Here is a 17,457-nt window from a genome sequence, read left to right as displayed (position 1 = left end):
TAGCTAGCTGTTTGGAGTGGGTGAGATGAACATTTTTAGTATATTGATTGCGGATAGCAGCGAAACATCTAGGAAAAAACTATGTGAGTTGTTAACGATGAAGGGATATAAGCTGTTTCAAGCGACGGATGGAGCAGGAGCCATAAGAATTTCCAGAAGCATTTTTCCTGATCTAGTCATTATGGACGTGAATCTATGGGGAATCCAAGCCTATGAGGCAGGGAGGATCATAGAAGAAGATCGCCTATCTACAGTACTATTTGTCACCAATTATGCCAGTAAGGGATTCTATGAAAAACTGCAAAATATGAACGTTTATGCCTACATTATGAAGCCCATTCAGCAGGAACAGCTATATCAAACGGTAGAATTTACGATTAGAAATGCCCAAAAAATTAGTTCGCTAGAGAAGAAGGTAGCCTCCTTAGAACATAGTCTTGAAAGCAGAAAGAAGATAGACAGGGCAAAGGGAATCTTAATGGAGAAACTTAGCATTTCAGAAAATGAAGCCTATAAGATACTAAGAAAAGAGAGCATGGATCAGTGTATTTCTATGGATAAGATGGCTGAAAAAATTATCAAAGATAATAAATAAACTTATTTAAAGATATCTTATATTGCAGAGAATCTAAACCTTCGGTTAATTTAAGTAATGGAGATTTTGAGAGTCTTACTCGAAGAAATCTCCATTGCACCATGAGCATTTGCGGAGTAATTTGCGATTTTTATGTTTAATATTTCCAAGGGTTGCATCTATATCTGGAGCGTGCTATAATGAGTCAGTAAAAATAAAGAAGACAGTTCGAAACCATCCTGTCTATAAACAAAACTAGGGCGAATACTACTCAGTTTGTAGTATTTTCTTATTTTGGGACAGATATGTCCTTTTTTTATTGTCTAAATATATGCATATTTAGACAATAAAAAAGAGGGGATGTAGGGGATGAAATCCCCTGCCGTAGTAAGAGGGGTGCTCAGGCTGACTTGCAGCCGTCGAAGGGGAACTAGGTTCCCCTAGCGAAGCACACGAAGTGTGCCTTTTTATTGTCTAAAACAAAGAGTAGAGGTGAATCATGAGAAGAATAGGGATTACCACAATGGTTCCTATAGAAGTATTGCTAGCAGCTGGTTACAAGGTGATCGATTTAAACAATTTGTTTATTACATCGGTGGACTATAATCGATACATTGATTTGGCGGAAAGGGATGGATTTCCAAAAAGCTCCTGTGCCTGGATCAAGGGAATCTACGGTGCTTGTCTTCAACATGAAATAAAGGAAGTCGTTGGCGTGATGGAAGGAGACTGTTCCAATACGAAAGCACTGATTGAAGTGCTGAAATTAAAAGGTATTCGGGTATATCCTTTTGCCTACCCCCACAGTCATATGCTAGATGACGTGAAGGCGGCTATCGCCAATTTTATGAAAATTTTCGGGGTAGATCTGTCTGAGGTTGAAAAAGTAAGGCTGCAGTTAAATGAACTTAGGGAATTGGCGAAGCAAATAGACGTGATGACATACCTTGAAAATAAGGGAAGTGGCTTTGAAAATCATCTATATCAGGTAAGTTTAAGCGATTTTAATGGGGATATTTATTCATTTCAATCAGAAATGGAAGACAAGATAAAAGAAATACGACAAAGAGCATCCTACAATAAAAAAATAAGATTGGCGTTTATTGGTGTGCCTCCTATGACCTGTGACATTTACGAGTTGGTAGAAAACTATGATGCTCACTTTGTATATAATGAGGTACAGCGTGAGTTTGCTTTTCCTAGGGCAAGCAATGCCTCAAATGTATATGAACAGTATCATGATTATACCTATCCCTATGACATTCATTTCCGATTAAAGGAATTAAAGCAGCAGATCAAGGAACGAAGAATAGATGGGGTTATTCATTATACCCAAGCATTTTGCTATAGGGCTATTGAAGATATTATCCTAAAAAAGGAATTGGATATTCCTATACTAAACATCGAAGGTGATAAGTTAAATGCTTTGGATGCCCGAACAAAGCTTAGGATAGAAGCTTTTATTGATATGCTGTCGGATCGAAAGGAGTAAAAAAGTGAGAATACTTGGTATTGACCTTGGTAGTAGGCAGGTAAAAGTAGTGTTAATGGAAAGCGGTATGATCGTAGATCAATTCAAAATCAGTACCATGTCCTTCTATAGAGATTACTGTAATTTTGATGGAAAACTGGCTGTGGATTTGAAAAAGTTGGGTGTTGGAGATATTGATCGAGGTATTTCTACAGGATATGGAAGAAACAATACCGATCTTAAGCTATTTCAATCTATCAATGAGATCAAAGCCCATGCTTATGGGGCCCTCTATCAAAGCGGATTAAAGGAGTTTATTTTACTGGATATAGGAGGGCAGGATGTGAAGGTCGTAAAGGTAGAAAAAGGAATTATTACAGATTTGGAGCTCAACGAAAAGTGTGCTGCCTCCTGTGGTAGATACTTGGAGAATATGGCGAATGTATTGGAAGTGACGCTTGAAGGAATGTCCAATTGTTATGACGAGCCTGTAGAATTGAATTCCACTTGTGCGGTGTTCTCTGAATCGGAATTGATAGGAAAAATTGCAGAGGGTGTAGCGCTCGAAAAGCTTTGTGCAGGTGTGAACTATTCACTGTATAAGAGACTTCAACCGTTACTTACTAAATTTAAAGGTAGAAAATTAGTTTTATCGGGTGGGGTGGCTCAAAGCAGTGCAATTCAGTACTATTTGAAAGAAGATTATGATGAAATCATTTCCCTTCAAGATCCACAGTTTAATGGTGCCATAGGATGCTGTCATTATGGAAACAAAATGCTGAAACGATGACAAGGAGAGAAAACTTTGGTAATCATTGGCGATGAAAAAATATTTTTTATGTAGAGAATGAAGAAATTAGCAAACAGTAGGATAAATCTGTTAGAATATCATCCTAGAAAATGAGGAAACAATATTTAGAAGAATACCTACAAAAAAGGATGATGAATGATGGATGTTAAGGAAAATGTTATTGTGCCATTAGGATATGGTAAGTTCGTTCGATCTGATAAAATTGTGGCATTGGAACCTATTGAAGACGAAAGAGGACCTGGGAGAAGAACCCATGTATTTGTGGAAGAGATGAAACACCCTATGGTGGCTTCTAGGACGGAGCACTCTATACTGGCAAACATTGTAGAAACGCCTAGAGAGGTTATGGAGGCCACCGCTGCTATGGAGCTATTACAAGACATATTAGATGATATACAGCAAATTGGGCCCATGTTAAGAAAGAGTATCAAAAAGGAAGCTGGTCTTGATCTCGAGGGCATCGAAAAGAAGATTGAAGAGATTTTAAAGCATGAAATAGATTTTGATATGAGACAATAGTCTAAGTATACATTTGTCATGTAATCGCATACTAATAGCGAGGTGATTATATGAAGGTTAGTAAAAGAAGCCCTAAAAGTACTCATAAAATTGAGTTCAGCAAAGAGTTTTTAGCAGAGTTTGGACTAAGTCCTAATAAGCATGAAGCATTGACAAATAAGGACAAAGCAGAAAATAAGAATAAGAAGTAGTAGAATGGTTTAAGGAGAATCCCCGATAGATTCTCCTTTTTTAACGAAGTGTACGTAGTGTACCTTTTAGTGGGCAGAAAGAATCTTCTCCATAATCGTTACATCTACCCATTTACCGTCTAGAATACCATGCTGGATATAGGTACCTACCTCTCGAAAACCAAGGGATCTATACAAATGCTGACCTGCTTTATTAGATAAAAAGGTGCTAAGAACCACCTTGTGGAAACCTTGTTCTTTGGCAGCTTGAATGAGGGCATTTAGTAGAGTTTTGCCTAAACCCTTACCTCTCAGCTCCCTTCTAATGTAGATGGAGATGTCTACAACACCGCTATAGCAGCATCTGGAATTAAAAACATTTAACGACGCCCAACCATCAACATTACCGGTTTCATCTTCAATGACCAGTACCTTGTGGCTATCGCTTCGATTCGTTAGCCAAGCGTACATATCTTCATCGCTCCTTAAGGTAGTTTCCAATGTGGCAATTCTATCTTCAATGCCTTGATTGTAGATTTCTCGAATAGATGGAATATCATCTGTGATGGCTATACGGGTTATATAGTTCATAAATATCTCCCCTTTCTTTACAACACTTATTATTTCTCAGAGAATTTGCCAGCAAATTATCTGATGTGGGCGTTTATTTGGCTGATCAGAGAGCTGACGTCATCGCTCCGTGTTAGTGGATAAGACAGATTTATTTTTTTAGATCCATAGAATTGAATGGACAGAACAATTAGGCTAGCTGAAGTATCCACAATTCGTTCTAGGGATCTAATTTTATTCAGTGGAATATAAGACCAGATACCACCAAATTTACTAATATCTGCTTTTTCAAATTCTTCTTTATAAATAATAAGCTCTTCGCTGGTTAGAATTAATAGTTGGTTAGGTATCAGAAGATCTTTCGAAATAAGCCAGGATCTTTTGAAAATAGCTGGTTGAAATACTGCACTGGCTACTTTTTGATAAGGTAGAAGACAGCTTTTGGTATAGTTTTCTAGTCTACAGGTCAGATCTTCAATGCTAAAAAAATTGCCATGCTTATCGTTTGGATTCGCTTTTATTTTCTTGCTAACAATGGAATTACGTATTGTCTGCATGATTTCTTTAAAGAAGGATTCTACCACGGTATTATATTGAAAAATCGAATGAATGACCTTATCATCTATCATGGATTCAATTCTGATCCATGAATACAAAAGAATCTTTCCGTGTTCAATAGTAATGATGTCTTCGAAAGCATGACAAAAAACCATAATTGAGCCATTTGAATTTTCTAATATATAAGCATTATTATTGTGTGTAAAGAGTAATTTATCATGAATAGTCTGTCCTCTCCAGGTGTCCTGTGGAGCATAAATTAAGTATGGAAGCGTAATTGCGTCTCCTAAAATTTGTGAAAGACAGCTTGTGAAAATTTCAGGGATATCTTTTTTGTCATTGATTAACCTTGCCCATTGGAGTGAAGCTGATGGCATGACATACACCTCTTTCAATTCAAAACATAAAGGCCTTAATAACCATTATATACCATATATCCTATTTTTCGAAGCGTGGACACAGATAAATTAAAATTTAAATATAAAGCATCTAAAAAAGGGGATTTTTCTTAGGATATACCAGTACATTTTAACGTTGACATGCTTTGCGAAAATATGACAAAATATCCCCTTATGTCTTGTATTTTGGATCACTTTATTGATATAATGTATCTGTTAATATTTCTTACGAAGTATAATAATATTTTATTTTCTACAGTTTGATAATTAACAATCAAATTTGTTATTTAATTGGACTAGAAAAAAATTATTTTTATTTCGTAGAAATATAGTACAGGTAACTTACATAAGGAGGGTGTTTTTTTGAAAAGAAATCTAAAACCAGTAACTTGTGCACTAGTAGCAGCATTATCACTGTCAGTAGTGGCTGGTCCAAAGTTAGGACCTCTTGGTGTAGATGTTGTTTCAGCAGCTACAGGAACAACTACACCAGCTACACCAGCTGCACCTAAGGCACCGGCTAAGCCAGCAGCACCAACAACGTCTAAGGTGCAAACGACACCTAAGGCAAAAACTACTACCGTAGCAACAACGGTAACCCGTATACTTCAAGTAGGTTCTGCGGGTAGTGAAGTTGCACTTCTTCAAACAAAGCTTAATGAGAATGGATATGCGCTTAAGGTTGATGGCATCTTTGGAAAGTTAACATTAGCAGCTGTGAAAAGCTATCAAAGCAAAAACGGCCTGACTGCTGATGGCATCGTTGGTGCAAAGACTTTTGAAAAGTTAAATGCAGCAACACCAGCGCCAGTAGCAACACCAGTGCCAGTAGCAACACCAGAGCCAGTAGCAACACCTGCACCGGTTGCTACACCAGCACCAGTAGATGTTGTAGCATCTGCTTCTATAGTAAGTGATGCGGCTGCATTCGAAAAGGGAATCAGCAAAGATGGTAAATGGATCATTGCTACACTTAATGATTTAACCATTGATAAAGATCTTGTTTTAGAGGGCGAGTTCAAGAATGGTAAGAAGAATGCGGATGGTACAGATGCTATCCAGCGTAAAATAGCTCTTTACACGCAAGATGAAAATAAGAATGTAACAGCTAGATTTACGTTAACAGCACCAAAATTAACAATTAACAGCCCAAATGCTAGAATCCAAAGCGGAACTTTTAAGGGTGACCTTTACGTTAGAGTTCCAAACTTCCAATTAGTGGATGCTACAGTTGACGGAAATGTATACTTCACAACGCAAGAAGCGAAAGATACGTTCAAAATGGATCCGAAAAGCGCTATCACAGGAAAGCAAATATTAGCAGACGTAGATGCTGTGTCAACAGCTTCAATCGTTGATGATGCGGCTGCTTTTGAAAAGGCAATCAGCAAAGACGGTACATGGATTATTGCTACACTAAGAGATTTAACGATCGACAAGGACCTTGTAGTGGAAGGTGAATTTAGAGATAAAAATTTACCAGAAAATGATTTTAAACGCAAGGTAGGTCTTTACACACATAATGATCCAGCTGATAAGAAAAAGGCAACTCACAGCTTTACTTTAACAGCACCATCTATCACATTTAAGAGTCCAAAGTCTACCCTACAATATGGTACTTTTGTTGGCGACATTTATGTTGAATCCAATGACTTCTCTTTGGTAAACTGTGAAGTTAAGGGAAATATATACTTCGCTACACAAGAAGCGATGGATACTTTTACAATGGATGAAAAAAGCTCTGTTACAGGCGTGAAAGAATTAAAGACGAAGTAGTTAGTATTCGTTTAAAAAGAATACAGAAAACCTAAACGATATGGCTAAGTTAAACCAGGGACTATGTTCCTGGTTTTTTTCTATTGTTACCTTTGAGAGTCCTAATGCAATATTTTTTTATTACATGCAATTCAACTATCCAATGTTTATGCTGCTACTTTACTTGCATAAAGAGAAACTATGAATATTGGTAGTGCATCAAAGACGGACTGAAGAAAATTGGGGATAGAAAGGCTAGAATAGGATACGGTTGTAGGCACGGTTATAGGGACTAATTTGCTGAGAAATATTAATATCTTTATATGCCCTTGACTTAAATCACATATTTTATCTTTGTTACGCCCTATAATGAATCTAAAGAAATTATGAAAAGATGGAGATGGATTTTATAAGCAATTGACAAATAGGACGTAATCTCCAGCAAGAAAGGCAGGAATAAAATGTTAAACTTATTTAAAAAGAGCGTTTCAGCTAGCCTAGATCAACAAGTAAAAGGTGAAGATGATGTACTGGAAAAATCAAAATTAGAAAACGAATATATCAATTTTCTAAAGAATGTACATATGCAAATACAGACTGTAATCAATCAACATCATCGTGTAAATGACGAACATGGAGTACTGGCAAATTTAGCCCAACAGGTAGAAAGTGAAATATCAAGGGTTTCTGAATTGAGTAATAAAACAAATAAGTCAATGGATGCATTGAACGTAAAAAGTAATAATTTATTAAAAACCACCGAAGAGACAATTCACAAATCCTCAGAGGGAAAGGCGTCCATAGAGAATATTTCCAAGATTATTTTGTCATTAGAAGTCGAGACTCGGGAAACGTATAAAAGTTTAGAAAGTTTGAGTAAAAAAATAGCTGAAATTGATGAAATTGTTGGAGTCATTACTGGGATAGCAAGGAAAACAAACCTATTAGCCTTAAACGCTGCCATCGAATCTGCCCGTGCAGGGGAACAAGGGAAAGGTTTTACCGTTGTGGCAGAAGAGGTCAGAAAGTTGGCTGAAATGACTTCAGAAAGCACCAAAAATATTGCTGGTTTGATTGATAATATTCAAATAGAAACACGGGATGTTTTAGAAAAAGCTGGACAAAATACAAAATCTATTATGGAAGGGTCATTCATATCTCAAAAAGCGATTGAGAAGATTGACGAAGCATTAGGTGCTATTGAATACATTGGAGATGAAGTCACAAGCGTAATTAGTACAATTTCTGTACAAAAAGAGTACGTGCAAGATGTCTTAAATAACATTAGAAATGTAGAAAAGTTATTGCAAAAAACAAATGCTCAACTTATTCACCATGTAAAAGAGGCAAGCATTGTAGACCAGAAGTTAGAGGATAGCATGCAAAGTATAGATATCTATGTGAGTAATAAGATATAGATGTGTAATGGAAATACGTGAACAAAGCCGTTTTTATTGAGAATGGTTTATAGCAAAGAAGCAGGTATAAATGAATATACCTGCTTAATGATTGGCTATCTATATTTATATATCACCTTATATACAAAAAGTAGCGTCGCTAATAAATTATTTCTTTAATCTAGGGAAAAGGATGTTGTTTTCCAAGTGAATATGCTGGAATAAATCTGATTCAAATGCTTCAAGCCTTTTGTATGTTAGGACAAAGCTAGCACAGCTATCGCTTGGAGCAGTAAAGCCATTAGTTACTTTTCGTAATGATTTTATTAAATCGCCAGCACCGTCATGTTCATTCTCGGTTTCTTTCATAACGGAGATAATTTCAGTTAATTGTTGATCGCTAGGCGTTTTTTCATAATCTTTAATTTTAGGAAATAAGATAGCTTCTTCCTTAATCAAATGCTGCTCCATTTCCATCCTAAGATTGCTAAACAATTTGTGGACCTGTAATAGTTCTTGACCATGCTCGACACTGTGAACTCTTAGGATTTTAGCAATCAAATCACCGATTCTAGGCAACTCAGTTTTGACAAATACGTGATGTGTATTCATGATATGGTCTATAAGTTCTGTCATGGATAATTTTCTAAAGTCCATCTCTTCAAGCTGCATGTTTCTTAGCTCATTATATTTTTCTTCTAACTTATCTAAAACTTCTCTTTGATTCAAATTTTGTTCTTCCATAGCTTGGGATAACGGTCTGTCTCCACCACAGCAAAAATCAATATTATATGCCTTGAATATTTCGGCTGCCTTTGGAAATCTTGATACGATATCGCCAATTTTCTCACTTGCTTTAAAGTTCTTTATCATAGTAAATCCTCCAATCAATTGATTATTTAACCTTATTATAAATAGAAAAGGAAATTTAATCTTTGATTAGAATCACATTCTTTAAATTGATTAAAAAGTGATGTGTACAAATGAAAGTTATTGATAGAAAACAAAAAAAGGAATATAATATCAATATCGAAATCCGATATCTAAAATCGATATAGACAAGAGGTGATTTTAATGAAAGATAAGGTTTTAAGAAAACTTTTTTTAGGGTTTATACAGCTTCATATACTTCATCATGCATGCAAGGAACCGGTATTTGGTCTTTGGATGATGGAAGAATTACAAGAGCATGGTTACGAAATAAGTGCGGGTACATTATATCCAATTTTCCATAATCTTGAAAAAAGTGGATTATTGTATTCTATCGAAAAAGTAATCGATGGAAAGGTAAGAAAATATTATCAGATTACTGCCGAGGGAGAGGAAGTGCTTAAGCTAGCGAAAGAAAAAGCTATGGAGCTAATCGATGAGTTGGAATAAACTAGGGAAAACATCTTTAGCATAATAGAATGAGAGGGGGATGGCGTTATGGAATTAAATTTTTTCCAATTACCAAAGGAGGATCCACTAAATCTCAAATCATATCTAAGAAAATATAGAAAACAGTTCATTATTCAAGCAGTCTCTGGTATCTTGTACAATACAGTGATTGTGGCAGGTCCAATTTTACTTGGACTGGCTTTGGATGCAGCTGGAACCATAGAGAAACAAGGCGTAAATCGAGAAAACACTAGGACCTTAATTATGTATTGTTTTTTATTTGTTGGAGTTACCATCTTTTTTCAATATGCCCGTTATATAAAAAGATGGTATTTAAGGGATATGAGCAATCGGATTGCCTGCGATATGAGAGCAGGGATTCTTTCAAAGGCATTAGGGCAGTCCATGGAGCAATTAGATCGAGAATCTGTGGGTGATTTGATGTCAAGAACCGTGGGAGATGTAGAGCAGGTTGTATCTACCATGCAGTCTACGATTAATGAGGCTTGGGATACATGGTTATTAATGCTTTCATATTATATCGTACTACTTTATTATGATCCGATGATTACATTGGTGTGCTCAATACCGATTCCCATAGCAATTTATGCGGCTGAAGCGGTCAGACACCCTCTTTATCGGTTTTCAACAAACGCTAGAAAGTCAGCTTCCATTGTTAACTCCCATTTACAGAAAACCTTAAATGGAATAACTACATTAAGACTATTTGGACGGGAAGAAACAGAGAATGAAAGATTGAAAGCGTATAGTAAGGATCAGATGCACTGGAGCATTAAGGTCAGTTTGCTTCAAACAGGCATGATGCCTGTATACTCTACCCTTGCTTCATTGGGGATTATCGGTGTAATTGGACTAGGTGGTAACCGAGTGATCAATAGAGGATGGTCATTAGGTCATTTTACAGCATTTCTTACAATGTTTATCGCAATGTCTACGAGAACATGGGTGGCTGCAAGAGTGTTTAACCAATTCCATGCTGCCAAAGCATCTTGGGACCGAATAAAGGAAAAATTGGATTCTCCTCACTTAATTGAAGAAGTTTCAGTAACCTTCGAAAACAGACATACCAATGACATCGATATCGTGGTAAAGGATATGGATTTTAAGTATACAAATAGTGCTCAGGATGTATTGAGTGGTATCAGCTTTAATGCCAAAACAGGTGCGATCATCGGTATTACTGGTCCTGTAGGAGCTGGGAAAAGTGCGCTGGCCACGGTTTTGACTGGACGCTATCCGTACAGAGGGAGTATCAAGATTTTGGGAGAAGAATTAAGGGAGATACATAGGGAGAAGCTTACATCATTGATTGCTTATTCGGGACAGGATTCCTTTTTATTCTCTTCTACCATAGAAGAAAATATTACATTTGGCATATTAGATAAATACGCTGCAGAATACGAAAGATTACAGAAGATACTCTATATTACTGCCCTAAGTGATGATATGGAGTTGTTTCCAAACGGAATTCAGACAGTGGTTGGAGAAAAGGGTGTGAGAGTCTCTGGTGGACAGAAACAGAGAATATCCTTGGCAAGAGCCCTATATGCAGATACGCCTATTCTTATTTTGGATGACCCTTTTTCTGCTGTTGACATAGGTACTGAGCAGAGAATGATAGCAAGAATGCGCCAGGAACTGAAGGGAAAAACTATATTTCTTTTTTCACACCGTTTGGATGCCTTTAAGGATATCGATCATATATTGGTGCTGGATCAAGGAAGATTGGTGGAACAAGGTAATCATCATAAATTGATGGAAGTAGATGGTATCTATCAGAAAATATTCAGTGCACAAAAATGGATGGAGGGTGAAAAAAATGGCTACATGGCAGGTTAGAAATGAAAAACAACACCCACTTTCCGTCGTATTAAAAGCTATGAAAAATACACGGAGTCGATTAGGATTATTCTATGTCCTGTTAGCTTTTACTGCGCTGTCCCTTACTTTACTTGAATTATTGCCTCCAATGCTCTTAAAGAGAATATTAGATGTAAATTTAAAGAATGGACAGATAGAGCAAGTATGGATAGCTGCGTTTTACTACCTTGCCGCTTCTATGGGAAGCAGTATTTTTGCTTTTGCTCAAACTTATTTAACAACTTATATAGGGCAGAATATTCTTATTGACTTACGCCTTCTTATGGCTGAACATATAGCAAAGTTACCGATGAATTATTATAATAGAACACCAGTAGGGGAAATCATGAGTTACATGAGCTCTGATGTGGACTCTGTGAATACACTGTTTTCATCGGGTTTAATCAGCGGATTTACTGACATGATGAAGGTCTTTGGGATTGCCATGGCCATGTATGTAATAAGTCCAAGATTATGCTTCATTACATTGTTATCAATACCGGTACTTCTAATCGTAGCTAATTATTTTCGAAAAAACATCTTGAAAGCACAGATGGAAATCCGTAAAGCGGTAGGAAAAATAAATACCTATTTACAAGAACTCTTTAATGGCATCAGAATCGTTAAGTTTTATGCAAAAGAGGATGAATATGAGAAAAAATTTCAGACGCCTCTAAGAGAACATTTAAAGTCAATTGATCATGCAGCTGTTTTTGACTCCTATTTTCCCTGTGTGATGCAAACCATTAAGGCCATTGTCATTGCTGCCATTGTGTTACTAGGGGCCAAGACAAGCGATTACGATGGGACAACCGTTACGATTGGAAGTCTGGCAGCTTTTGCGGATTTAGTTAGCAGGTTGTTAAGTCCTGTCGAGGCTTTAAGCCAAGAATTTCAAACGATACAGCAAGCCATGGCAGGGCTAAGACGTATAGTAGGTTTCTTAGGGGAAGAAGTAGAAGAAAAAGGGAAAATACAGCGTCTAGATAATAAATTTTTCGTAAGTGAGCAGGGTGTCAGCGTCACAATTAGGGATATAAGCTTTGGATATGCACCCGATAAACTTATTCTAAAGGATGTTTCATTGGACATTCATGAAGGGAAAAAAGTTGCAATCGTTGGAAGAACGGGTGCTGGAAAGACGAGTCTTATGAACTTGATAGCTGGTCTATATAAACCGCATGCAGGTGCGATCAGCATATCTGGCATTGATCCTTATCGTCTTCACGCAACTGATAGAAGAAAATTAATCGGTATCGTGCCACAAAGTACCCATATTTTTGAAGGAACCTTACGAGAGAATATAACCTTAAGAGATGATAGGATTACTCAAGAAGAAGTAGAAAAAGCTGCAAAGTTGGTGGGTCTGCAAGATTTTATTGCTGCTCTTCCTGATGGATATGACACAGTAATCGGTGTTCAAGGTATAAAATTGTCCTTTGGGCAATCTCAGTTATTATCACTGGCAAGAGCAGTTGTATGTGATCCTCCGGTACTGCTGCTAGATGAACCAACTTCTGGTATGGATGCATTAACAGAAAAAGTAATTTTTGATGCCTTTCGAGCCATAGGAAATAAAAGAACGATCATTACCATCAGTCATCGTTTATCAGGTGTTATCGATGCTGATGAGGTCTATATTATGGCAGCAGGGAAGATTGTCCAGTCTGGAAGCCCAGATAAATTAGCGGGGGAAAAAGGCTGGTACAGTGTATTCAAGCAGCTAGAAGACTTGGGATGGAGATTAGATGTCTAAGGAGAGTGTACATGAATCTATATACAGGTAATCAATATATACTGCTGTTCTTTATCTATGGCCTTGCCTTTTATACCATGGGTATTGCGTCATTGTTGCAACATACCCATGGAGATAGCAGTTTTCCATTGTTAAAATCCATTAAATACCTAGGAGGTTTTGGAATTATTCATGGATTGGTAGAATGGCTGCTCATGATTATGATAGCAGACATATATCCCAAATATGATCGAATAATTCATGAATTAGCTATTCTATTGAACGCTCTTTCCTTCACATTTCTTTGGATGTTTGGGATAAAGCTCTTTGAATATGGTGAAAAGGTGAAAAAAAAATTAAAGAATTTTCCTTGGATCATTTTCTTTATATGGTTAGTTTTACATTTTATCATACCATTGGTGTATAACGGCGATATGTTGTCAAAGCGATGGTTTCAAAGCATGACTAGTAGATATTTCATTGGATTTCCTGGAAGTGTAATTACAGCGGTGGCTTTGTACAGAAATGCGAAAACGATGCTGAGTATGGGATTTACAAAAGTAGCATTCAAAACAAAAGGATTGGCGATGTTTTTTGCAACCTATGCTATACTTGCCGGACTAATTGTAAGAAAAATGGATTTCTTCCCTGCCAATATTATGAATACGGAAGTATTCCGAGATATTTTGGGTTTTCCAGTAGAACTAGGCAGGGCTGCGATTGCAATCGGTATTACCATCCTATTCGTTGGAATCATTGATGTTTTCAAGTGGGAAACAAATAAAAAACTAGCAATCTTAACGGAACAGCAAGCAGCAAGCATGGAAAGAAGAAGGCTGGGTAGAGAACTACATGATGTGATTCTTCAAGATCTTTTTGTTGCTGGACTGCGGCTAGAGAACATGATAGAGGAGGAAAGCAGCCTCGCTCAGAAAGAAGGTCTTATTGGGGTAAAAGAAAGTCTTAACAATACGATCGGAAAGATACGAGGTTTTCTAGAGACAGTTTCATCAAGAAAGATGGAAATAGAGGATCTGAAATATAAGCTCTATGAGCTTGTTCATAACTTTGAGAAAACATGCCACATTCCTATTCAATTGAATTATGAAGTGCCAGATATTACGCTAGGACATTTATCATCTGAAAAACTAACGCAAATCTATTATGTCGTTCAGGAGGCTATCAATAATGCAATAAAACATGGGAATGCTACAAAGCTCATCGTCACATTAAATACAACGCTAAAATATGTGGTGGCTACGGTTTATGATGATGGGCGAGGATTTGATACTGATAAAATAGATGGTGTTAGCGGTTATGGGCTCTACGCCATGAGAGAAAGAGCAAAATCGGTGAATGGCGTTTTTGAAATAGACAGCAGCGGAAAAGGAACAGTGGTATGCGTTAGTATTCCTTGGGAGGAGCATAATCATGGAAATGAAAAACATTAGAATATTATTGGTAGATGACCATGCCATCGTAAGATGGGGGATGAGCACACTCATCGAAAAAAAACAAGGGTATCTTGTTTGTGGGGAGGCAGCTACTTTAGCCGAAGCTTATGAAAAAGTAGAGACCTTAAAACCAGAGATCGTTCTGCTAGACTTAAAATTGCCCGATGGAGATGGTGCAACGGGGTGTCGGCAAATAAAAAAAATATCTCCCAATACAAAAATTATTGTACTAACTGCCTTTGCCGATGATTTATTGCTATTGGAGACGATAAAAGCAGGGGCAGATGGATATCTACTAAAGAATATCGATAGCAAGGCAATACTTTCAGCGATTGAAAACGTAGCAAAAGGAGAATCAATTCTTGATCCGGCAATGATTGGAAAAGTAATGAATGTAGTTAGAGGCAATAGTGAGATGACCGAAGAATTAACTTCGCAAGAGCGAAACATATTAGATTTAATAAGATTAGGAAAAACAAATAAAGAAATTGCAGAAGAGCTATTTATCGCGGAGAAAACCGTAAGAAACTATGTCAGTAGAATTATGAGAAAAATTAATGTGTCAAACAGAACAGAAGCCGCCATATACTGGTCAAAACAAAAGTCCCTTAAATAAGGGACTTTTGTCCTTTCAATAGAGGACGTTTGACAAATATCTTCTATACAATTGAAATGGTATGATAAATTTGTAACAAATACTCCAGAATCATGGGGATAATGGTTATATCGCTTATATACTACACTTAAAAAGGAGGGAAAATCATGTTGAAGAAAAGAATAGCAATTATTTTAGTACTTATTTTAGCAGTAGCACTCGGTGTAGGCTGCCAATCCTCTGCAAATGCAGGAAAGTACGTTGACGGTACATATACAGGTGTAGGAGAAGGAAAGGGTGGTCCTATAAAGGTTGAGGTGGTTGTAGAAAAAGGCAATATCAAAGAAGTCAAAACGATCGAGCACAGTGAAACACCAGGACTTTCAGATCCAGTATTTGAAAAGATAATAAAATCTATTATTGAAAAGCAGACACCAGAAGTTGATGTAGTAAGTGGTGGAACGGTTACAAGCAAAGGCATTATGGCTGCTGTTACAGATGCAGTAAAGGATGCTGCAAAGTAGAGTTAGCTTTAAAGTGAATGTTTTATCAATATGAAAGATTGCTAAAAAAATAAGGGAGTGAAATCAATGCGTCGTATAGGAATCGCAATGATGCTAATCGTTGTTTTAATGGTGAGTATGTTAACAGGTTGTGCAACACCTGCAAGTCAACCACAGACACCTACAAGTAAAGATATCACAACGGATATTCTAGTTATCGGTGGTGGTGGCGCCGGACTTACATCAGCTATCACAGCAGCTGAAAATGGTGCAAACGTTATCTTAGTTGAAAAGATGCCTGCAGTGGGTGGAAATACAATTATTTCTGCTACTGGTATAACTGCTTCAGATACAAAATTGCATGAAGAAGCAGGATTACCTTTCACAGTTGAAGATCATATTAAAAAGACAATGGAAACTGGAAAAGGTTTAGCCGATGAAGCCTTGGTTAAGATATTAGCTGAAAACAGTAGCGCTGCTTATGATTGGTTAGTTTCTTTAGGATTAAGCTTTAAGATTCAGAGCCCAGAAGAGCCATTTTGGATTATCCCTACAGAGGGACACTATGGTGCGCAATTAGTGAAAGCTTTCCAAGCTGAAGCTGGAAAATACAAGAACTTAGAAATAAAAGTAAATACAAAAGCAACTGAATTAATCGTTGAAGATGGCAAGGTTGTAGGTGCAAAAGTAGAAGGTGAAGGTGGGACATATGCCATTAAAGCGAAGGCAGTTGTATTAGCTACTGGTGGTCTAAACAATGCGCCAGAAATGATTGCAGAGTACAATTCAAACTACAAAGGAATTAATGCAGAAATGACAACACCAGGGCCAACTGGAGACGGAATAAAAATGGCTGTAGCAGTTGGTGCTCAGTTGAAAGATATGGAATACTTCCAAATGAGACCATTATCCGCAAATGGTCACTGGTATAAAGAAATTATTGTAAACGAGGAAGGCAAAGGCGGTATCTTAGTAAACAAGAAGGCTGAAAGATTTGTAGATGAGACAATGAAGCCTTGGGATTTAGGTGCAGAAATTTTAAAGCAAGAAGATCGTATGGCATATATCATCTTTGATACAGATGTATATAATACAAAGGATGGAAAAAAGGCTGTTGAACAAGGAAAAGGTGTTAAAGCCGACACAATTGAGGATCTTGCTGCACAGCTTGGTCTAGACGCTGCAGTTTTAAAAGCAACTGTAGATGCATATAACGGTGGTCAAGATCCATTCAATAGAAAGACAATGGGTAAGGTGACAGTAGGGCCTTTCTATGGTGTAAAAACATTACCATCAAGCCACTACACAATGGGTGGTATCGCAATCAATGAAAATGCACAAGTTCTTAACAATGATGGCAACGTAATCGAAGGCTTATATGCAGCTGGTGAAGTTGTCGGAGGTTTATATGGAGCTGGCCGTGTAGCTGGAAATAACACATTAGATGATATCGTATTTGGTAAGATTGCTGCGAATCATGCTGTAGGGAAATAGTTAAGGTAAGTTAAGATTAATACGCAAGATACGCCCTCTGTTATATTTATATTACAAAATGCTTAATAAATACAGACCCAACAAGGGTCTGTATTTATTGAGGTTGATTACAAACCACCAGATTTTATCTATCTGGTGGTTTTCTTAATTTCTAGTAATTGATAATTTTTTCGTTTGGATCAAAAAAATAAA

General features: G+C 37.0%; 17 protein-coding genes. 14 read left to right on the top strand and 3 right to left on the bottom strand.

Translation table 11 applies throughout. The features are described 5' to 3' along the window. Nucleotides 1-25: 25 nt before the first annotated feature. From HNQ80_RS11200 to HNQ80_RS11180, 5 genes are all read left to right on the top strand, one after another. Complete coding sequence (locus HNQ80_RS11200; protein WP_184310746.1) at nt 26-595, top strand: ANTAR domain-containing response regulator; 570 nt, start codon at nt 26-28, stop codon at nt 593-595. Between the two features lie 478 nt (nt 596-1,073). Further along, complete coding sequence (locus HNQ80_RS11195) at nt 1,074-2,066, top strand: 2-hydroxyacyl-CoA dehydratase family protein (protein ID WP_184310745.1); 993 nt, start codon at nt 1,074-1,076, stop codon at nt 2,064-2,066. 4 nt (nt 2,067-2,070) lie between these two features. Further along, a complete protein-coding gene (locus tag HNQ80_RS11190; RefSeq protein ID WP_184310744.1) occupies nt 2,071-2,835 on the top strand; it encodes an acyl-CoA dehydratase activase in 765 nt (254 codons plus the stop codon). Between the two features lie 159 nt (nt 2,836-2,994). Next, nucleotides 2,995-3,375, top strand: a complete 381-nt coding sequence (locus HNQ80_RS11185; protein WP_184310743.1) for a hypothetical protein — start codon at nt 2,995-2,997, stop codon at nt 3,373-3,375. Between the two features lie 50 nt (nt 3,376-3,425). Further along, complete coding sequence (locus tag HNQ80_RS11180; protein WP_184310742.1) at nt 3,426-3,566, top strand: hypothetical protein; 141 nt, start codon at nt 3,426-3,428, stop codon at nt 3,564-3,566. 66 nt (nt 3,567-3,632) lie between these two features. Here HNQ80_RS11180 and HNQ80_RS11175 read toward each other — a convergent pair whose 3' ends face one another. Together HNQ80_RS11175 and HNQ80_RS11170 are read right to left on the bottom strand one after the other, a co-directional pair. Next, on the bottom strand, nt 3,633-4,136 hold the full coding sequence (locus tag HNQ80_RS11175) for an arsinothricin resistance N-acetyltransferase ArsN1 family A (RefSeq protein ID WP_184310741.1): 504 nt from the start codon (nt 4,134-4,136) through the stop codon (nt 3,633-3,635). 56 nt (nt 4,137-4,192) lie between these two features. Continuing rightward, nucleotides 4,193-5,050 carry a hypothetical protein gene (locus tag HNQ80_RS11170; RefSeq protein ID WP_184310740.1) on the bottom strand — a complete coding sequence of 286 codons (858 nt, stop codon included), beginning with the start codon at nt 5,048-5,050 and terminating at the stop codon, nt 4,193-4,195. Between the two features lie 384 nt (nt 5,051-5,434). Here HNQ80_RS11170 and HNQ80_RS25905 point away from each other — a divergent pair, with 384 nt between their 5' ends. Both HNQ80_RS25905 and HNQ80_RS11160 read left to right on the top strand, forming a co-directional pair. Beyond that, entirely contained in the window at nt 5,435-6,847 is a 1,413-nt protein-coding gene (locus HNQ80_RS25905) for a peptidoglycan-binding domain-containing protein (RefSeq protein WP_184310739.1), read from the top strand. A 440-nt stretch (nt 6,848-7,287) separates the two neighbouring features. Beyond that, on the top strand, nt 7,288-8,244 hold the full coding sequence (locus tag HNQ80_RS11160) for a methyl-accepting chemotaxis protein (protein WP_184310738.1): 957 nt from the start codon (nt 7,288-7,290) through the stop codon (nt 8,242-8,244). 147 nt (nt 8,245-8,391) lie between these two features. On the opposite strand, the gene ric is transcribed toward HNQ80_RS11160, so the two are convergent. After that, the gene (gene ric, locus HNQ80_RS11155) at nt 8,392-9,096 is read right to left on the bottom strand and encodes an iron-sulfur cluster repair di-iron protein (RefSeq protein ID WP_184310737.1); all 705 of its coding nucleotides are present in this window, start codon (nt 9,094-9,096) and stop codon (nt 8,392-8,394) included. Nucleotides 9,097-9,297: 201 nt separating this feature from the next. Here ric and HNQ80_RS11150 point away from each other — a divergent pair, with 201 nt between their 5' ends. From HNQ80_RS11150 to HNQ80_RS11120, 7 genes are all read left to right on the top strand, one after another. Next, on the top strand, nt 9,298-9,603 hold the full coding sequence (locus tag HNQ80_RS11150) for a PadR family transcriptional regulator (RefSeq protein WP_184310736.1): 306 nt from the start codon (nt 9,298-9,300) through the stop codon (nt 9,601-9,603). Nucleotides 9,604-9,651: 48 nt separating this feature from the next. Next, entirely contained in the window at nt 9,652-11,463 is a 1,812-nt protein-coding gene (locus HNQ80_RS11145) for an ABC transporter ATP-binding protein (RefSeq protein ID WP_184310735.1), read from the top strand. Continuing rightward, complete coding sequence (locus HNQ80_RS11140) at nt 11,444-13,240, top strand: ABC transporter ATP-binding protein (protein WP_184310734.1); 1,797 nt, start codon at nt 11,444-11,446, stop codon at nt 13,238-13,240. The genes HNQ80_RS11145 and HNQ80_RS11140 overlap by 20 nt, the downstream gene beginning before the upstream one ends. A gap of 11 nt (nt 13,241-13,251) precedes the next feature. Then, complete coding sequence (locus HNQ80_RS11135; protein WP_184310733.1) at nt 13,252-14,670, top strand: sensor histidine kinase; 1,419 nt, start codon at nt 13,252-13,254, stop codon at nt 14,668-14,670. Continuing rightward, nucleotides 14,651-15,289 carry a response regulator gene (locus HNQ80_RS11130; RefSeq protein ID WP_184310732.1) on the top strand — a complete coding sequence of 213 codons (639 nt, stop codon included), beginning with the start codon at nt 14,651-14,653 and terminating at the stop codon, nt 15,287-15,289. The genes HNQ80_RS11135 and HNQ80_RS11130 overlap by 20 nt, the downstream gene beginning before the upstream one ends. A 146-nt stretch (nt 15,290-15,435) precedes the next feature. Then, nucleotides 15,436-15,792 (top strand): FMN-binding protein, encoded by a 357-nt coding sequence (locus HNQ80_RS11125; protein WP_243183193.1) that lies wholly within the window; start codon nt 15,436-15,438, stop codon nt 15,790-15,792. Between the two features lie 66 nt (nt 15,793-15,858). Further along, nucleotides 15,859-17,265: an FAD-dependent oxidoreductase gene (locus tag HNQ80_RS11120; RefSeq protein ID WP_207726975.1), complete on the top strand. Its 1,407-nt coding sequence runs from the start codon at nt 15,859-15,861 to the stop codon at nt 17,263-17,265. Nucleotides 17,266-17,457 lie beyond the last annotated feature (192 nt).

Source organism: Anaerosolibacter carboniphilus, from assembly GCF_014205875.1.
Classification (GTDB): Bacteria; Bacillota; Clostridia; order Peptostreptococcales; family Thermotaleaceae; genus Anaerosolibacter; species Anaerosolibacter carboniphilus.
Note: the sequence above shows the minus strand (reverse complement) of the source record. Positions and strands in the feature narration are given on the sequence as shown.